Raw genomic sequence first — 13,805 nt, forward strand, 5'->3', positions numbered from 1 at the left:
TAATTGTGCTCAAATAAAAATAAACCTGTCAGCCATAATGAACTGACAGGTTTATTTTTATAATTTCGTACGAACATTCCAAAGCTCTGGGAAGAATTGTTGATCAAGTACTCGCTTTAAATAAGAAACACCGGAGGATCCACCTGTACCCATTTTATGCCCAATAATTCTTTCTACTGTTTTCATATGACGGAAACGCCATTGTTGTAGCCAGTCTTCAATATCAATCAATTTTTCAGCAAGCTGATATAAATTCCAATATTTTTTCACATCCGCATACACTTCCAACCATGCTGCTTCTACTGTTGCATCTTCTTCATAAGGCTGCGTAATATCACGGTTTAACACATCTTTATGAATAGGGAATCCTTCTTTTACTAATGCTTGAATCGCGACATCATATAGACTTGGTGCATGTAGCGCTTTATGAAGTCGTGCATGTAATTCTGGATCCTTTTCATAAATTTTTAATGCGTGTGGCGTTTTATAGCCAAGTGCATACTCAATCATACGATATTGATACGATTGAAAACCTGAAGCTTGACCGAGTGAATCACGAAACTCAATATATTCTGATGGTGTTAATGTCGCAAGAATATCCCAAGATTGAATAATTTGAGACTGAATTTTTGATACACGTGCTAACATTTTAAAAGCTGGTTGTAATTTATCTTGTTTAATAGATTCAACCGCCGCATTTAGCTCATGTAAAATGAGCTTCATCCAAAGCTCACTTGCTTGGTGAATAACGATAAATAACATTTCATCATGATGGTCCGATAATCTTTTTTGAGAAGATAGTAAACTATCTAATTGTAAATACTCCCCATACGTCATATTCTCTTTAAAATCCGTATGAATCCCTTTTTCCATAATTACTTTTTCATTTTCTTTCATATTAGCCAAACGCCCCTTTTATATGATTCTACTTATATTGGTCTAATAACGGCTCGAACTGGACTTCCATCTGCATCAGTTAATGCAAGTGGTAATGCAATAAGTTCATAATCACCGTCTGCTACATGATCTAGTACGACATTTTCTAAAATATGAATTCCATGTTTAAATAATTGATGATGCGCTGCTAATTCTTTATCATCTAGCGGATCAACTGATGGTACATCTACTCCGATTAAACGAATACCTTTCTCTGAAAGAAACGATGCTATGTCTGCACGTAAATGAGGGATCACCTCTGGAAATTCTTCAGCTTTTCCATGTGAAGATGTACGTAATAATAATCGTTCTACACCTTCTAAATGAAAGCTTTCTAATTCCTTTTTCCCGATGCTTTCAAGATTAGAAACGTCAATAATCCGTGCTGGGCCAACATAAACTTGAACATCTAAATCCAATACTTTCTTTCCATCATTATCAAAATGAAATGGTGCATCAATATGAGTGCCTGTATGAATACTCATCGTTAACTTTCCGACATTTACTGAGCCACTTTCTTCTTTTGACCATGAAACTTCATACGAGAACGGTGTGTCTCCTGGCCACGTTGCAATATTATTATTTAGCGGTTGTGAAATATCAATCCACTCTGATGTTTTCATATTTATGCCACAACCTCTCGCTTATTTTCAAACTGCTTATACTCTTCATTTTTCATAATTTTCTTTAATATTTGTACAGATTTCCACACTTCTTCGTATGTGTTATATAAAGCGACCGGCGCAAGTCTCACCCCATTTGGCGCTCTAAAATCTGGAATTACTCCATTTGCTTTTAGTGCTTTACATATACGTGCTGCTTCTGCATGCTCTAAATAAATGTGCCCGCCTCGTTTTTCATCCTCTAATGGATTTCCAATTGTAAATTCGAAATCTTTTAATTCATGTCCAATTAAATTCAGCATGTATCTCGTAATATGTAAAGATTTCTCACGTAAACGTTCAATACCAGCATCTTTGAAAATTTCAAGTGAACCAATTAATGGTGCTGTACTTAATACGTGCGGTGTACCAATTTGATAAGCACCTGCATGATCAGCAGCTGTTAATGTATGCTCCATATCAAACTGTTTATCTTTTCTAGAACTAAACCATCCAGACAATCCTGGCAGTCTATTAAAATGTTTACTATTTACATAAAGGCCTGCAACACTACCCGGTCCTGCATTTAAATATTTATAATTGCACCAAACAGCAAAATCGACATCCCAATCTTTGAAATGATGCGGAATAGATCCTATTGAATGGCATAAATCAAATCCAATGTGAATGCCGCATTTATGAGCTTCCGTTGTTAAACGTTTCATATCAAGAATTTGACCACTTCTATATAAAACAGAAGGTAATAAAATTAAAGCGATATCATCTTCCATCGCATGGATAATATCTTCTTCAGAAAGTGTTCTACCATCTCTGCTTTTCACTCTTACTAAATGCTCATCTGGATCTAATCCTTTTAAACGAATTTGACTTTGAAGTGCATATATATCTGATGGGAATGTTAATTCATCCGCAAGAATTTTTGTACGTATTCCTTTCGGCTCATAAAATGTGGCAATCACTTGGTGTATATTCGTCGTCGTAGAACCGGTTACAATGGTTTCTTCTGGTAAAGCTCCAATAAGAGGTGCAGTCAACTCACCTAATTTCTCCGAGAGAAAAAACCACGGATGCTCACCCTCTGTCCAGCCGTCAATGCCATACTCTTTCCATGAATCTAGCAAAATAAGTAACGATTTCTCTGCTCTTTTTGAAAGTAGTCCTAATGAGTTTCCATCTAAATATATCGTTCCTTCTTTTTTATAGAATTCAGTTTGAAAATCTTTCAGTTCATCATGTTTATCACATTCAAGCGCATATTCATAATTCGGTTGAAATGGTTCTTTATACATGGTGTCACCTTCTCTTAATTTTCTTTTTATTCTAACTAATTGAAATATATCACCTCAATTGATACGACGTCAATGATATTATGTCAGTTGACTTTATATATGAATTTCTTTTACAATACAGTTATATTTTCAGATATTTCAGTATAAAGAGGTGATTCTTTGAAAAACAGTACCCTTTCATCAAGAAAACACCGCTCCTTAGAAACGAAGAAGAAACTATTACACTCTGGTTACACTATTTTTATACGTAACGGATTTCAAAAAACGACAATTACACAAATTATTAAACATGCAGAAACCGGATATGGTACAGCATATGTATACTTCAAAAACAAAGATGATTTCCTAATTAGTTTAATGGAAGATGTTATGAATCGTTTTTATAATATCGCTGAACGCTCTTTTTCTCCACAAACAAAAGAAGAAGCACGTATAATGATCCAAAATCAAGTTAGAGCATTCCTGCAATTAGCAAATGAAGAACGCGCTATTTTGCAAGTTGTAGAGGAAGCGATAGGATTATCAAGAGAAATACGGCAAAAATGGGATGAGATTCGGGAACGTTTTATAAAAAGCATTAAACAGGATATTACATACTCTCAAGAAAGTGGATTGGCACAACCGAATTTAAATAAAGAGATTGTAGCACGCGGTTGGTTCGCGATGAATGAATCGTTTCTTTGGACTATTATGCAAAACGACAAAAAGATTAACTTAGAGGAAATTGTGTATTCGTTGACGGAGATGTATACGACGGGGTTATATAAATAGCACACCTGCAATAAATACGGTGTGCTATTTTACAACTATAAAAATATTTTATCTGGGTAAGGCAATGCTAAAAGGGGCTTTTCAGATAAAGAGAAATATTTTAGTTTTAACGATTCACCATCTATCGATTTCAACTCGCCACTAGTAACTTCACACTCAAACACAACAACAATATATTCTACTTCATCACCATTCGGATATATATGGCGGTACTTTTCTCCTCCAAATACTCCTTTTTGTTTTTTTACTTGTACTTCCAATCCTGTTTCTTCCCAAACTTCCCGAATTACTGCTTCTTCTGGAGTTTCCCCAAGTTCAATTGCTCCAGCTGGCAAACTCCAGTATTCCCCGCCAGGATATTGAAACAAAATATCTCCCTGCCCATTTTTTATAACAGCAGCTACACTTGGCATGAATATTAGTTCATGTCCTAATTGCTCACGGATTTTTTTATAATATAGCGACATAGACATAAAATTCTCCCCCACTTCATTAGTAAATACCTTTATTTCCTGACATCTATTGTATAATAATACCAATAACAATTCCTATATAGAAAGGACAAGAAAATGTCTCAAGAACAACTAATAAATAGTTTTCTATCATTTTTAGGTGCTACAAAACAGCATACTAGCTTAAGGTTTTTAAATGAACTTATTAAAGCTCATCAAGAAAAAGTAAAGTGGGAAACTCTTACTAAAATAATTGACTGGGAAAAAGGTAATAAAACAGGTCATTTTTTTCCTTCCATTGAGACATACATATACCGTATTACAACAAAAGGTCTCGGGGGTACTTGTTGGACGCACTCAATTGGATTTCATTGGTTATTATCAAATCTTGGTTTTAATGTTCATTATATGTATATGGATCCCGGACATTTATGCTTACGGGTTAACTTAGACCAACCTTATTATGTTGATGTTGGTTATTGTGCACCTTTATTCCAATCTTACCCACTTTATGAATCATTTCAAGTAAGTAATGTAAGAGAAACTTTCACTTATGAAGTCTCAAATAATAAGATTGAAATTACTAGAAATCCAGGTCCCACAAAAACCTTACACATAGAACCAATACACTTATCAAATATGAAAGAACTTATTTCAAGGTCTAACGATTGGCGTACATCTCCTGTATTAAAGAAAATTCAGATTTTCGGTTATATCGATGGTATTCCAACTTCTATTAATGATAATGTTTTAAAACGATATTTCCAAGGTAAGAAAAGAGAACAAATCATTACATCTTCTGAACTTAATTATTGGATAACAGAAAGATTTTGTGTTTATAAAGAAATATATGAAAGAGCTATTGAGATTTTCAATGAAAAAATTTTCAAACAGTAAAAGCGTTACTCATGAGATTGAGTAACGCTTTTACCTTAATATATTTTTAATATTAATCTTCTTTATGATAAGCAGCTTCTACACATTCTGCTAGACGTTCCATTTGTTCTATAGTTAAACCTCGTGAAATCCAGCCTGTTAACTTATACATCATTTTATAATAAAAATTACTAGGTTCATATTCTGAAATTAATGTTAGTGCTGTACCTTCCTCATCTTCTTCTAACATATAAGTCATTGCTGAATATCCTTGCTTCATTTCACTACCTAGTGAAATAATATGGGGTGTATCGTATTCAAGAATTTCTACTTCTGCCTCAAATGTTTTCTTACCTACTTTTTGAACAGAAATATATTTATCTCCTACACGTGGATTCTCTTTATCCATATTTGAAGGATAGCGATTTTCTATTATAAACGTATTCCATTCTTTTATTTTTTCATCTTCTATTATATAGTCACATACAATATCCATTGGTGCTTTTATTACTATTCCAATTGCAAAACTCATTATACTGCCCCTCTCAAATACCCTATCCATTTCTATTTAACTAAATCATTATGCCATATTTTATATAGTGAAATACAAGTAGAATTTTAACTTTTTATTGTGAGGGGGATTCAATAAATAATCATTTTTTATTAATTTAAAAACTTATTCATACAAAATATTTTATTAAAGATACAACAATTAAAAACAAAGCCACGAGTAGTAAAGCAATCCCTATACTTCTATTTTCTTTTTCGTTATTTTTTAAATTTTGCACGCCTAAGCTAACTAACATAAACCCTAAAAGCGTTTGTAAAATTAGCATACTCAGTTCCGAAGTATCATTCCAACTATAAATGGAATACCCCATTATAATAATTGCAAGTAAAACAGTTACGATCCTATTCATACGCAAACCCTCCCTTTTTAAAAAGAAACCGCTAAGTTTTCTTAGCGGTTTTATTAACAATTTATATTTAGTAAATGTGCTTTTCATGAATTTGATATAAGTCAAAAGAATTTCCTGTCCAATATAACTACGCATGTTAGCCCACTTTTTCTTTATTCAGTCTACTTACAATTCCAACAATAAATTTATATTCAACCCTTCTCTTCTTATCTTTCTTAAAACCCTCTTTCGTATCAAAAATAAAACAAGTTTTCCGAAACCAAATACGTACGTATAAAGACTCAAAATAAATAGGTTTTATAATACCTCGTTCTTCAAATTCAGTCCCATCTTTATTTTCAGTTTCCGTTCGAACAAACCACCTATTCCCGATGCCAATTTCAATATACTTCACATAAGTCCCCCTTCCGGAAATTAATTTCTAACAATTCTATTATTTCCCCGGTAAGCGCACATTCCGACAGAACATGAGCCCACAAAGAAAAAGTAGATTGCAAAAATCTACTTTATAACTTATATTTTTGCATTCGTTTATAAAATGTACTACGGGGTACATTTAATAGTTTTGCAGCTAACGAAACATTTCCATTTGTCTTTTGTAATGCTTCAATCATGCTATCACGCTGTATTTTTTCGCGAAAATGTAATGTATCTTCTGTTTTATTTTCAACTTGTAACTCAAGTTGTTGTTGATTTCCCCTCATTGTTTGTAACAAAAAAGCTACTTGTTTTTCGCATATTTCCCGTCCTTGCGACAAAATGTAAATGCGTTCTAATACATTTACTAGTTCCCGAATATTTCCGGGCCATGTATGTTGTAAAAATTGATTGTATATACTCTTTGGAAATACAACATTCCAATTCTTCTGTTCGCAGAAGTGTTGTATAAAATATGGGATATCCTCTTTTCTTTCTATTAACGATGGAACATATAACGGATAAACGTGCAAACGATAATATAAATCTTGACGGAATTTCCCTTCTTCTACTAACCGTAGTAAATCTTTATGTGTGGCAGTAATAATACGAATATTTACTGGTACCAATTTTGAACTCCCAATTGGAGTTATTGTGCGTTCTTGTAAAACACGCAATAATGCTACTTGCATCTCTGGTGGTACTTCACCAATTTCATCTAAAAATAATGTTCCTCCGTTTGCTTGTTCAAATTTCCCTTTATATCCTTGACGTCGCGCACCTGTAAATGCACCTTCAGCATAACCGAACAATTCACTTTCCATTAATTCTTTAGGCAAAGAACCGCAGTTAACAGCTATAAAGGGCCCGTCTTTTCTTGGACTATTTTCATGAATCGCTCTCGCAACATATTCCTTTCCTACTCCTGTCTCACCACATACATACACACTAGCATCAGTCGGTGAAACAAGCTTAATTTCTTCTAGTGTGTGTTGAAATGCTCTGCTTGTCCCGGTAACTCCTGAAAAAGTAATCCCTTTTATAAATGTGAGAGCAGAATATGTATTCATTTGTTTATTTTCCTTTAAATACATACATTTCCCGATCATTCTTTCATTACTATATACTGGTATCTCTAATTTAGTTTCCAATCCATGGTACATTAACTCTTCAAGTTTCATTCTTGACCAATTATTTATTCGTTCACGAACGCTCTTACTCGCAGAAACGATAACATCTCGATGATTACAAATAACTACTTGTTCATCACTATCAATGACATCTAAAAAACGATGGATTAAGTGTAATTCATTTTGATGAACTCTTATGCTACATTCACGTTCTATTGCATGTGCCATTGAAGTTACCATACCGAGCATATATGGATGCGAAAATTCAATTGGACATGAGAAATTTAGAACACCAATTAATTTCCCGTCATCGTTATGAATGGGAGCGGCCGCACAACTCCAGCTATGAGATACCACGGAGTAATGTTCAGTACCACTTATCATAATAGCTTCTTCAATTTCTAGCGCTGTTCCAATTGCATTTGTGCCAACAGCTGCTTCCGTCCATTTTACACCTTCAATAAAATTAATATGTTTCGCTCGCTTTAACGTTTGTTTATTTCCACTTAACGATAGAACATAACCATCTGGATCGATTAATAATGCCATCATTTGTAGTTCATCAATGGTTTTTCTCATATTTTGTATTTGAGGTAATGCTATATCAAGGAAAATTTCACTCTTTTTCTTTTGTTCTTGAAAAAAAACAGAAGACAAAATTTTCTGACCTTTACTCATATGAGGATTCACATTTGCTTGTTTACATCGGTACCATGATTCTGAAATTCTTTCGTTTATACGGTTCGAATCAAGGACTCCTTCATCAATAAACTTTTTCCATGTATGTAAGTAAAACGGTGAAGCTAACATTGTATCATCTCCCTTTTAATTGTTTTGGAGATTTATAAAACATACTTTTATTATAAAACTGAATAAAAGCGTTTTCAATAAAACTAGAAAGACGACACAAATATGTTAATAATTTGAATATCCTAATGCATTTCTTTATTCTTTTTTAGTAGCACTATATTTTGTATAATGGACGCAAAGAAAATACATAACCAAAACCACTTTTGTGGATTACCATTTATAAAGAAAACAATCACGGCTATTGCAAATAAAATAGTGGATGCTAAACTAAAATATAATTTTGTTTTCATTCCTATTATCCCTCACCCCTCTATTACTTTACAGTACATACTAACTCTTCATTTTTCATCTCTACTATGTACTCCTGTAAAACATATTCTTTCCCACCATGTTTTTCATACCGTTCATGTATTCTTTTAATATGCCTCTCGTCACTTCTAATTTTCGATTCTATTTCTTTATACTGTTCATAACTATCATATTCCCATATGGCAAATACTTCATACGTACCATTCTTATTATCTTTCATCCAGCGTCCTATTAGCCTAGAACCATGCTTTAACTGATTAGGTAAGTTTGTGTGATTGAAATGATCATTAAATACTTCTATGGATTCATTTTTCACTACATAGTACTTCCTTCTGTAAAACATACTTCTTCACCTCTTTCATGAAAAGTATTAGTAAATCTTCCCATCACTACCGTATTATAATACTTTCCATCCGATAGTCTTTTGTCATTTTTCAAAATGCCTTCTACTTCAAAACCTAATTTTTTATAAAGATGAATAGCTTTCTCGTTTGTCTCTAATACTTGTAAAGATATTTTATTCACTGCATTTTCGTCAGCCCATTTAATAGATTGTTGTAATAGGCTCTTCCCCATTCTATATCCCCAAAACTCTTTTAAAATGCAAACGCCAAACTCCACTTTATGAGATAATCTCTTAAAATTTGATCCTTCACATCTTGAAAATCCAACGATTCGATTGTGCACTTCTGCAACTAAAAAGAGATTCTTAGTCTCTTCACTATCTGTTTTTATTATTTTTTGAAATCCTAGATTATCTATAAATCCCTCTCCAGCATCTCTATCCATATTTTCAGTTTCTCCATCAATCTGAACTCTAATTTTCGATAACTGCTCAGCATCTTTCTCAGCTGCAGAACGAATTGTATAAGTTAATCCATTTATATAAAACTCTTGCTCTTTTACAATCATGTCAAACTCCTTTCAAATCAATATAATGGCGCTATTACAACTTGTTTACCTTGTTTCTCAAAGTCCTGAACAGTTTCTTTACTAGCCTCTTCGTCAGTTATAATAATGTCAATTTCTTTTAGAGACTCTCCTCTTATAAAACAATCTATTCCAAGTTTATTATGTGGAACTAAACAAATATTTCTTCTAGCAATTTCACTTACTCTTTTACTAAAATAAGCAACTTCAGGTGTTGCAGTACTAATACCTTGTAATGAAATGCCTCCACCTGTAGAGAAATAAAGATCAATAGAAAATCTACTTATCAATTCAGAGGCAAGTGTATCAGTAATATTCCCTGAAGGTTTTACTTTTCCGCCAATTAAATACGTATCAATATTCTTATATTCTCGTAGATAACCAGCTATTTCTATAGAATTCGTAATAACCGTAAATGATACTTCTGGTAAATATTTCAGCATCGCATTATGAACGGAAGCCCCACCAATAAAAATTGAATCACCTTCTTGTATATAAGATACCGCAACTCTTGCAATTGTGTCCTCATACATTGAGCTATCACTATAACGTTTAGCTGGTTCCGCAGCTAAGTTTCTCACTCGCGTAAGTTCAATTGCACCTCCGTGCGTTCTTTTTAATAAACCATCCTTTTCCATAATAGACAAATCTCTTCTTATAGAATCAATAGACATATCAAATCTTTCCGCAAGATCCTTTGCGATTACTCTTCCATCTGTATTAAGTAGCTCTAAAATTTTCTCTCGACGCTCTTCAGTAAACATGTCATCACCACCGTTATTGAAGATTCAGAAACTTAAACTTTATTTTAATTATATGCATGCCTCTTCCATTTTACAATATTTTCAATTCTTATTTATTCCGTTTTATACAGTCTTCTCCCTCTTTCTATCCTGTTAACTTGACAACCAAATAAATATATATCTGTATATTACGCAAAAACACTTCCATTCACCTTCCTATTGATGTAAAATTATTCCTATGTTTTACTTTTTAATACAGAAAGGGATTACTATGAAACCATTAATCAAAACGACATGTACAGCATTATTATTTACTGGAATATTAACAGGATGTAATAGCAATACTACATCAAAACAAGAAAAGAGCGCTCTCGAAAAGAATGCAATGCACTATGGGGAAATATTTAAAAACGAATACTATAGAGCAACTGTTGAAAATGCTAAATTCGAAAAAATAGACAAAGAGTGGCGTCTCACAGCTCGCGTTACTATAAATAACGCTCGTGTTGACGGACAAACGATAGATCTTTCAGAAATAAAATATTTCATAAAAGATGACAAAACGGGTGAAAAATACGAAGGTAAAGTTATACAAAATGAAAATGCTAAAAAAGTTCCATCTGAATTTTCTTTAACTACTGACATTGAATTTAATATGAAAACTTCACCAAAAGATTTAAATAATATGTATTTATACATAGATAGCAAAGCAGCGCCGTTAACAGATACATATTGGAAGCTTGATAATTTAGTATCTAAATAGAAAGACCAGTCTTACATGACTGGTCTTTTACATTCATACATTTAACTTTCATTAACACTTATAATAATTTTCTAATAACAACTTGAATAACATCAGCTAAACCAGTGTGCCCTTTCCCTTCAATTCGCTCTTGTTCGCCATTAAAGAAATGAATTACCTTATGTTCTTCACACCAAGTAAGGATATCAATTGGATCATACAGCATATCAACATCTTTTGGTCCACCAGTACCATAGTTTATTTGTTTTTTTGAGTAAACTTCAAACATAATTAAACCACCAGGCTTTATCGTTTGTATCATTTTACCTAATATCATTTTTTTATAATCATCATGAAAATGTCCAAATACCATAATTGCTGCATCATATTCATTTTCTGGCAAACTATCAGCTAATAAATCTACTTTTTTTGTATGCACGTTTACGTTATGCTTCTCTGCCAATTTTTTTGTCTTCTCTAATCCATCTTCCGAATAATCAATAGCTGTTACTTCGTTCCCTTGTCTTGCTAGAAATACAGCATTTCTACCTTCTCCCTCCGCGAAAGCTATTACTTTATTGTGATTTGCTAAACGAAATGCTTGTTCTTTAATAAATGTATTAGGTTCTTCCCCGTAAAAATATTCATCTGATTTATATCGATCATTCCAAAATTTAGTCATCATCTTCTCTCCTTCTTCATATCATTTTCTAACTACAATTAAAGATATCAAAGAGTCTTTTTATCCTTAATTAATTTAAAAATAAAAGCAGATTAAAAATCCACTTTTATTTTTTTCGCAAGATCTACGATTTTTTGATTTCGTAACTCTTCTTCCATTTTCTCTTCTGCTGCAAGCATTACTTCATTAATTAAACATCCAGGTTTGTCATGTAAACAACATTCAAACAATGATGTTTTACCTTCAATTGCATGTATAATATCTAAAAATGAAATATCTTCCCAATTCTTACTAAGCGAGTAACCGCCCTTTGGACCAGATGATGAATGTATCATCCCTTCCTTCGTCAACTTAGTTAGTATTTTAGACAAGTACGTTGGTGAAACATTTTGCATTTCTGCTAATTGGTGAACACTAACTAACTTATTTAGTGTAGCCTTTGCCAGAAAAAGCATTGTATGAAGAGCATAATTTGTAGCTTTAGAATATTTCATAATACAGCTCCTATTGTAGACTTCATGTATCTACAATAACTTTATTTTTTTATTATGTCAAACGTTTGTAATACTCCATACAACATTATTTCTTCACAAGTAATACATCTGCCGCGCAAATCGTCACTTCTCTAAATGGAGAGTCAAATAAAACACCTAGTTCAAAACCATCTTCAGTAAGAGCTATTTCATGATATAACCACCAAGCATTTTCAAAGTTTTCCGGCATAGAACACTTTGTTACTCCTATAAAGTGAAACTTTAATCAGTGGGGGTTTTGTTCATCTCCCACTGATTATTAGCTCTAACCAATCGGGCTTTTACGGGCAGTTAATTCCCACCTAACTTCTTTGCTTTCGCTGCATTTTGAGGTGGGTGTCTTACTGCCCGTTAATGCGGGATAAAAGTTATTTCAAGTTTATCAAATTCACTAAAAGTACCAATGCAATCTAATATGATAGACAAAATATCTTCTGACTTTCTCTTTACTACTTTAATTACACTATCTTGTAGTGATGTCTTGTGTAACTGAGCAACATTTGACGGAAGTTTTTTCTCAATGGAATTAAAATATTCTACGTATGATTGATCTAATTATTCCACTCTTTTCTCATAATCTGTTGACCACTCTCGCATACGTTTTTTCAATTCACCTGATGGGTACTCTGAATTAATTGTGATGTTTTGTATAATTGAGTATATCGATTCAGGAAGGAATTTTAATAAATCTATTTTCCTTTCCTCTATTTCTTCCTTTAAACTTTGTATATCCATTTCCGACCATTCTTTTATAGACTCTATAAAACTTAAAAATTCTAAAAATTTATTTTTTTATACCAATCTCTTGTAAAATATTTCAATGACACCTCTCCTAAAACATCTTTACATCCAGTAAAAACAATATATCCACTTATTATATCATTCCAATAACTATTTTTTCTAAAGAAAAAATGTAAAACTGTAAATATTACGCCTATTATTTCTAAAACTTCAGAATATTTACAAAAATATAAAATTATAATACATTTTAGCTGTACAAGATTCACCTGTACAAAAATCCAAACAAAAAGGGATGGTTATATGTTGAAGAAATTAGTAGCAGGTACATTAGTAGCGGGATTTGCATTAACTGGAGGACTAGGAGTAGCAAGTGCTGAAGAAAAAAGTAACACAATTAAGTCTTTTGATTATTTAAAAGTGGATGAACAGAACGTTAATTCACTTACAAAATTAAGTGATCAAGATAAAAAAGACATCCAAATTACTATGGTATTACCAGAGCAAAATGAAAATGGAGATTGGTTAGCTTACGGTTTTACTAGTAGAGAAACATTGGATGCTTATATTGAAAAGGATAAAAAAGCACTTAAAAATAAAATTAATCCTTTAGGTAGCGGCGCTGGTAGTACTGATTTTTATGAACATATAAATAAAGGTGGACAATACATTTACTGGAGCAGTGGCTTTAAAAACTTACCTTCTAGCTGGAACGACAGAATTTCTTCTGTAAGTACGGCTTCACCTTCTGCAAGTTATTCAACGACACTTTGGGAGCATACTTCTACACAAGGATATGGAAAAGGTGTTGTATTTAAACACGCTGATTGGTATGGTAAAACTGCTAATTTAGCTCCTGAATGGAACGATAAAACTTCAGCTATTGACGTAAAAAAATAATAGG

The 13,805-nt window shown here is 32.7% G+C and carries 16 protein-coding genes and 3 pseudogenes; 4 read left to right on the plus strand and 15 right to left on the minus strand.

All coding sequences use genetic code 11. The features are described from left to right. Nucleotides 1–57 precede the first annotated feature (57 nt). The 3 genes from kynA to kynU are packed head-to-tail and all read right to left on the minus strand — an operon-like array spanning nucleotide 58 to nucleotide 2,848. Entirely contained in the window at nucleotides 58–897 is an 840-nt protein-coding gene (kynA, locus tag BAQ53_RS12925; protein ID WP_000661972.1) for a tryptophan 2,3-dioxygenase, read from the minus strand. A 32-nt stretch (nucleotides 898–929) separates the two neighbouring features. After that, entirely contained in the window at nucleotides 930–1,559 is a 630-nt protein-coding gene (gene kynB / locus BAQ53_RS12930; protein WP_000858074.1) for an arylformamidase, read from the minus strand. A 2-nt stretch (nucleotides 1,560–1,561) separates the two neighbouring features. Beyond that, a complete protein-coding gene (gene kynU, locus BAQ53_RS12935) occupies nucleotides 1,562–2,848 on the minus strand; it encodes a kynureninase (RefSeq protein WP_000276257.1) in 1,287 nt (428 codons plus the stop codon). A gap of 159 nt (nucleotides 2,849–3,007) precedes the next feature. On the opposite strand from kynU, the gene BAQ53_RS12940 reads away from it, so the two are divergent. Beyond that, complete coding sequence (locus BAQ53_RS12940) at nucleotides 3,008–3,619, plus strand: TetR/AcrR family transcriptional regulator (RefSeq protein WP_000798546.1); 612 nt, start codon at nucleotides 3,008–3,010, stop codon at nucleotides 3,617–3,619. A 35-nt stretch (nucleotides 3,620–3,654) separates the two neighbouring features. Here the strand turns inward: BAQ53_RS12940 and BAQ53_RS12945 are convergent, their stop codons facing one another. Then, entirely contained in the window at nucleotides 3,655–4,092 is a 438-nt protein-coding gene (locus tag BAQ53_RS12945) for an NUDIX hydrolase (RefSeq protein ID WP_089148768.1), read from the minus strand. Nucleotides 4,093–4,188: 96 nt separating this feature from the next. Here BAQ53_RS12945 and BAQ53_RS12950 point away from each other — a divergent pair. Beyond that, nucleotides 4,189–4,993 (plus strand): annotated as a pseudogene (locus BAQ53_RS12950) (arylamine N-acetyltransferase family protein). Between the two features lie 27 nt (nucleotides 4,994–5,020). Here BAQ53_RS12950 and BAQ53_RS12955 read toward each other — a convergent pair. The 7 genes from BAQ53_RS12955 to BAQ53_RS12985 all read right to left on the minus strand — a co-directional run bounded on the left by BAQ53_RS12955 (nucleotide 5,021) and on the right by BAQ53_RS12985 (nucleotide 10,227). Continuing rightward, nucleotides 5,021–5,479, minus strand: coding sequence for an SRPBCC domain-containing protein (locus tag BAQ53_RS12955; RefSeq protein ID WP_208905395.1), 459 nt, complete (start codon nucleotides 5,477–5,479; stop codon nucleotides 5,021–5,023). Nucleotides 5,480–5,627: 148 nt separating this feature from the next. After that, nucleotides 5,628–5,867: a DUF3953 domain-containing protein gene (locus BAQ53_RS12960; protein ID WP_001080074.1), complete on the minus strand. Its 240-nt coding sequence runs from the start codon at nucleotides 5,865–5,867 to the stop codon at nucleotides 5,628–5,630. Between the two features lie 136 nt (nucleotides 5,868–6,003). Continuing rightward, nucleotides 6,004–6,261, minus strand: a complete 258-nt coding sequence (locus BAQ53_RS12965; RefSeq protein ID WP_000873842.1) for a DUF3977 family protein — start codon at nucleotides 6,259–6,261, stop codon at nucleotides 6,004–6,006. Between the two features lie 112 nt (nucleotides 6,262–6,373). Then, nucleotides 6,374–8,224, minus strand: a complete 1,851-nt coding sequence (locus tag BAQ53_RS12970) for a sigma-54-dependent Fis family transcriptional regulator (protein ID WP_089148766.1) — start codon at nucleotides 8,222–8,224, stop codon at nucleotides 6,374–6,376. 313 nt (nucleotides 8,225–8,537) lie between these two features. Beyond that, nucleotides 8,538–8,876, minus strand: a complete 339-nt coding sequence (locus BAQ53_RS12975; protein ID WP_208905396.1) for an NIPSNAP family protein — start codon at nucleotides 8,874–8,876, stop codon at nucleotides 8,538–8,540. Next, on the minus strand, nucleotides 8,849–9,445 hold the full coding sequence (locus BAQ53_RS12980) for a GNAT family N-acetyltransferase (protein WP_000635684.1): 597 nt from the start codon (nucleotides 9,443–9,445) through the stop codon (nucleotides 8,849–8,851). The genes BAQ53_RS12975 and BAQ53_RS12980 overlap by 28 nt, the downstream gene beginning before the upstream one ends. 17 nt (nucleotides 9,446–9,462) lie before the next feature. After that, nucleotides 9,463–10,227, minus strand: a complete 765-nt coding sequence (locus tag BAQ53_RS12985) for a DeoR/GlpR family DNA-binding transcription regulator (protein WP_089148765.1) — start codon at nucleotides 10,225–10,227, stop codon at nucleotides 9,463–9,465. Between the two features lie 250 nt (nucleotides 10,228–10,477). Here BAQ53_RS12985 and BAQ53_RS12990 point away from each other — a divergent pair, with 250 nt between their 5' ends. Continuing rightward, a complete protein-coding gene (locus tag BAQ53_RS12990) occupies nucleotides 10,478–10,969 on the plus strand; it encodes a hypothetical protein (RefSeq protein WP_000803254.1) in 492 nt (163 codons plus the stop codon). Between the two features lie 58 nt (nucleotides 10,970–11,027). On the opposite strand, the gene BAQ53_RS12995 is transcribed toward BAQ53_RS12990, so the two are convergent. The 4 genes and pseudogenes from BAQ53_RS12995 to BAQ53_RS13010 all read right to left on the minus strand — a co-directional run. Beyond that, entirely contained in the window at nucleotides 11,028–11,633 is a 606-nt protein-coding gene (locus BAQ53_RS12995) for a class I SAM-dependent methyltransferase (protein WP_049108040.1), read from the minus strand. A gap of 89 nt (nucleotides 11,634–11,722) precedes the next feature. Then, nucleotides 11,723–12,124, minus strand: coding sequence for an Rrf2 family transcriptional regulator (locus BAQ53_RS13000; protein WP_208905397.1), 402 nt, complete (start codon nucleotides 12,122–12,124; stop codon nucleotides 11,723–11,725). A gap of 85 nt (nucleotides 12,125–12,209) precedes the next feature. Continuing rightward, a pseudogene (locus BAQ53_RS13005) lies at nucleotides 12,210–12,377 on the minus strand (DUF4085 family protein); the annotation flags it as partial. A gap of 152 nt (nucleotides 12,378–12,529) precedes the next feature. Beyond that, nucleotides 12,530–12,984 (minus strand): annotated as a pseudogene (locus tag BAQ53_RS13010) (DUF4085 family protein); the annotation flags it as partial. A gap of 220 nt (nucleotides 12,985–13,204) precedes the next feature. Here BAQ53_RS13010 and BAQ53_RS13015 point away from each other — a divergent pair. After that, nucleotides 13,205–13,801: a hypothetical protein gene (locus BAQ53_RS13015; protein ID WP_000914454.1), complete on the plus strand. Its 597-nt coding sequence runs from the start codon at nucleotides 13,205–13,207 to the stop codon at nucleotides 13,799–13,801. Nucleotides 13,802–13,805 lie beyond the last annotated feature (4 nt).

The sequence above is a fragment of the Bacillus sp. B25(2016b) genome (assembly GCF_001679765.1).
Taxonomy (GTDB): domain Bacteria; phylum Bacillota; class Bacilli; order Bacillales; family Bacillaceae_G; genus Bacillus_A; species Bacillus_A thuringiensis_K.

What these genes read in the sequence shown, in the direction of transcription:
- BAQ53_RS12960 (WP_001080074.1), bottom strand. Translation starts at nt 5,867, where the DNA reads ATGAATAGGATCGTAACTGTTTTACTTGCAATTATTATAATGGGGTAT.
- BAQ53_RS13015 (WP_000914454.1), top strand. Translation starts at nt 13,205, where the DNA reads ATGTTGAAGAAATTAGTAGCAGGTACATTAGTAGCGGGATTTGCATTA.
- BAQ53_RS13000 (WP_208905397.1), bottom strand. Translation starts at nt 12,124, where the DNA reads ATGAAATATTCTAAAGCTACAAATTATGCTCTTCATACAATGCTTTTT.
- BAQ53_RS12975 (WP_208905396.1), bottom strand. Translation starts at nt 8,876, where the DNA reads ATGTTTTACAGAAGGAAGTACTATGTAGTGAAAAATGAATCCATAGAA.
- BAQ53_RS12955 (WP_208905395.1), bottom strand. Translation starts at nt 5,479, where the DNA reads ATGAGTTTTGCAATTGGAATAGTAATAAAAGCACCAATGGATATTGTA.
- BAQ53_RS12990 (WP_000803254.1), top strand. Translation starts at nt 10,478, where the DNA reads ATGAAACCATTAATCAAAACGACATGTACAGCATTATTATTTACTGGA.
- BAQ53_RS12985 (WP_089148765.1), bottom strand. Translation starts at nt 10,227, where the DNA reads ATGTTTACTGAAGAGCGTCGAGAGAAAATTTTAGAGCTACTTAATACA.
- BAQ53_RS12980 (WP_000635684.1), bottom strand. Translation starts at nt 9,445, where the DNA reads ATGATTGTAAAAGAGCAAGAGTTTTATATAAATGGATTAACTTATACA.
- BAQ53_RS12945 (WP_089148768.1), bottom strand. Translation starts at nt 4,092, where the DNA reads ATGTCTATGTCGCTATATTATAAAAAAATCCGTGAGCAATTAGGACAT.
- BAQ53_RS12995 (WP_049108040.1), bottom strand. Translation starts at nt 11,633, where the DNA reads ATGATGACTAAATTTTGGAATGATCGATATAAATCAGATGAATATTTT.
- BAQ53_RS12970 (WP_089148766.1), bottom strand. Translation starts at nt 8,224, where the DNA reads ATGTTAGCTTCACCGTTTTACTTACATACATGGAAAAAGTTTATTGAT.
- kynU (WP_000276257.1), bottom strand. Translation starts at nt 2,848, where the DNA reads ATGTATAAAGAACCATTTCAACCGAATTATGAATATGCGCTTGAATGT.
- kynA (WP_000661972.1), bottom strand. Translation starts at nt 897, where the DNA reads ATGAAAGAAAATGAAAAAGTAATTATGGAAAAAGGGATTCATACGGAT.
- kynB (WP_000858074.1), bottom strand. Translation starts at nt 1,559, where the DNA reads ATGAAAACATCAGAGTGGATTGATATTTCACAACCGCTAAATAATAAT.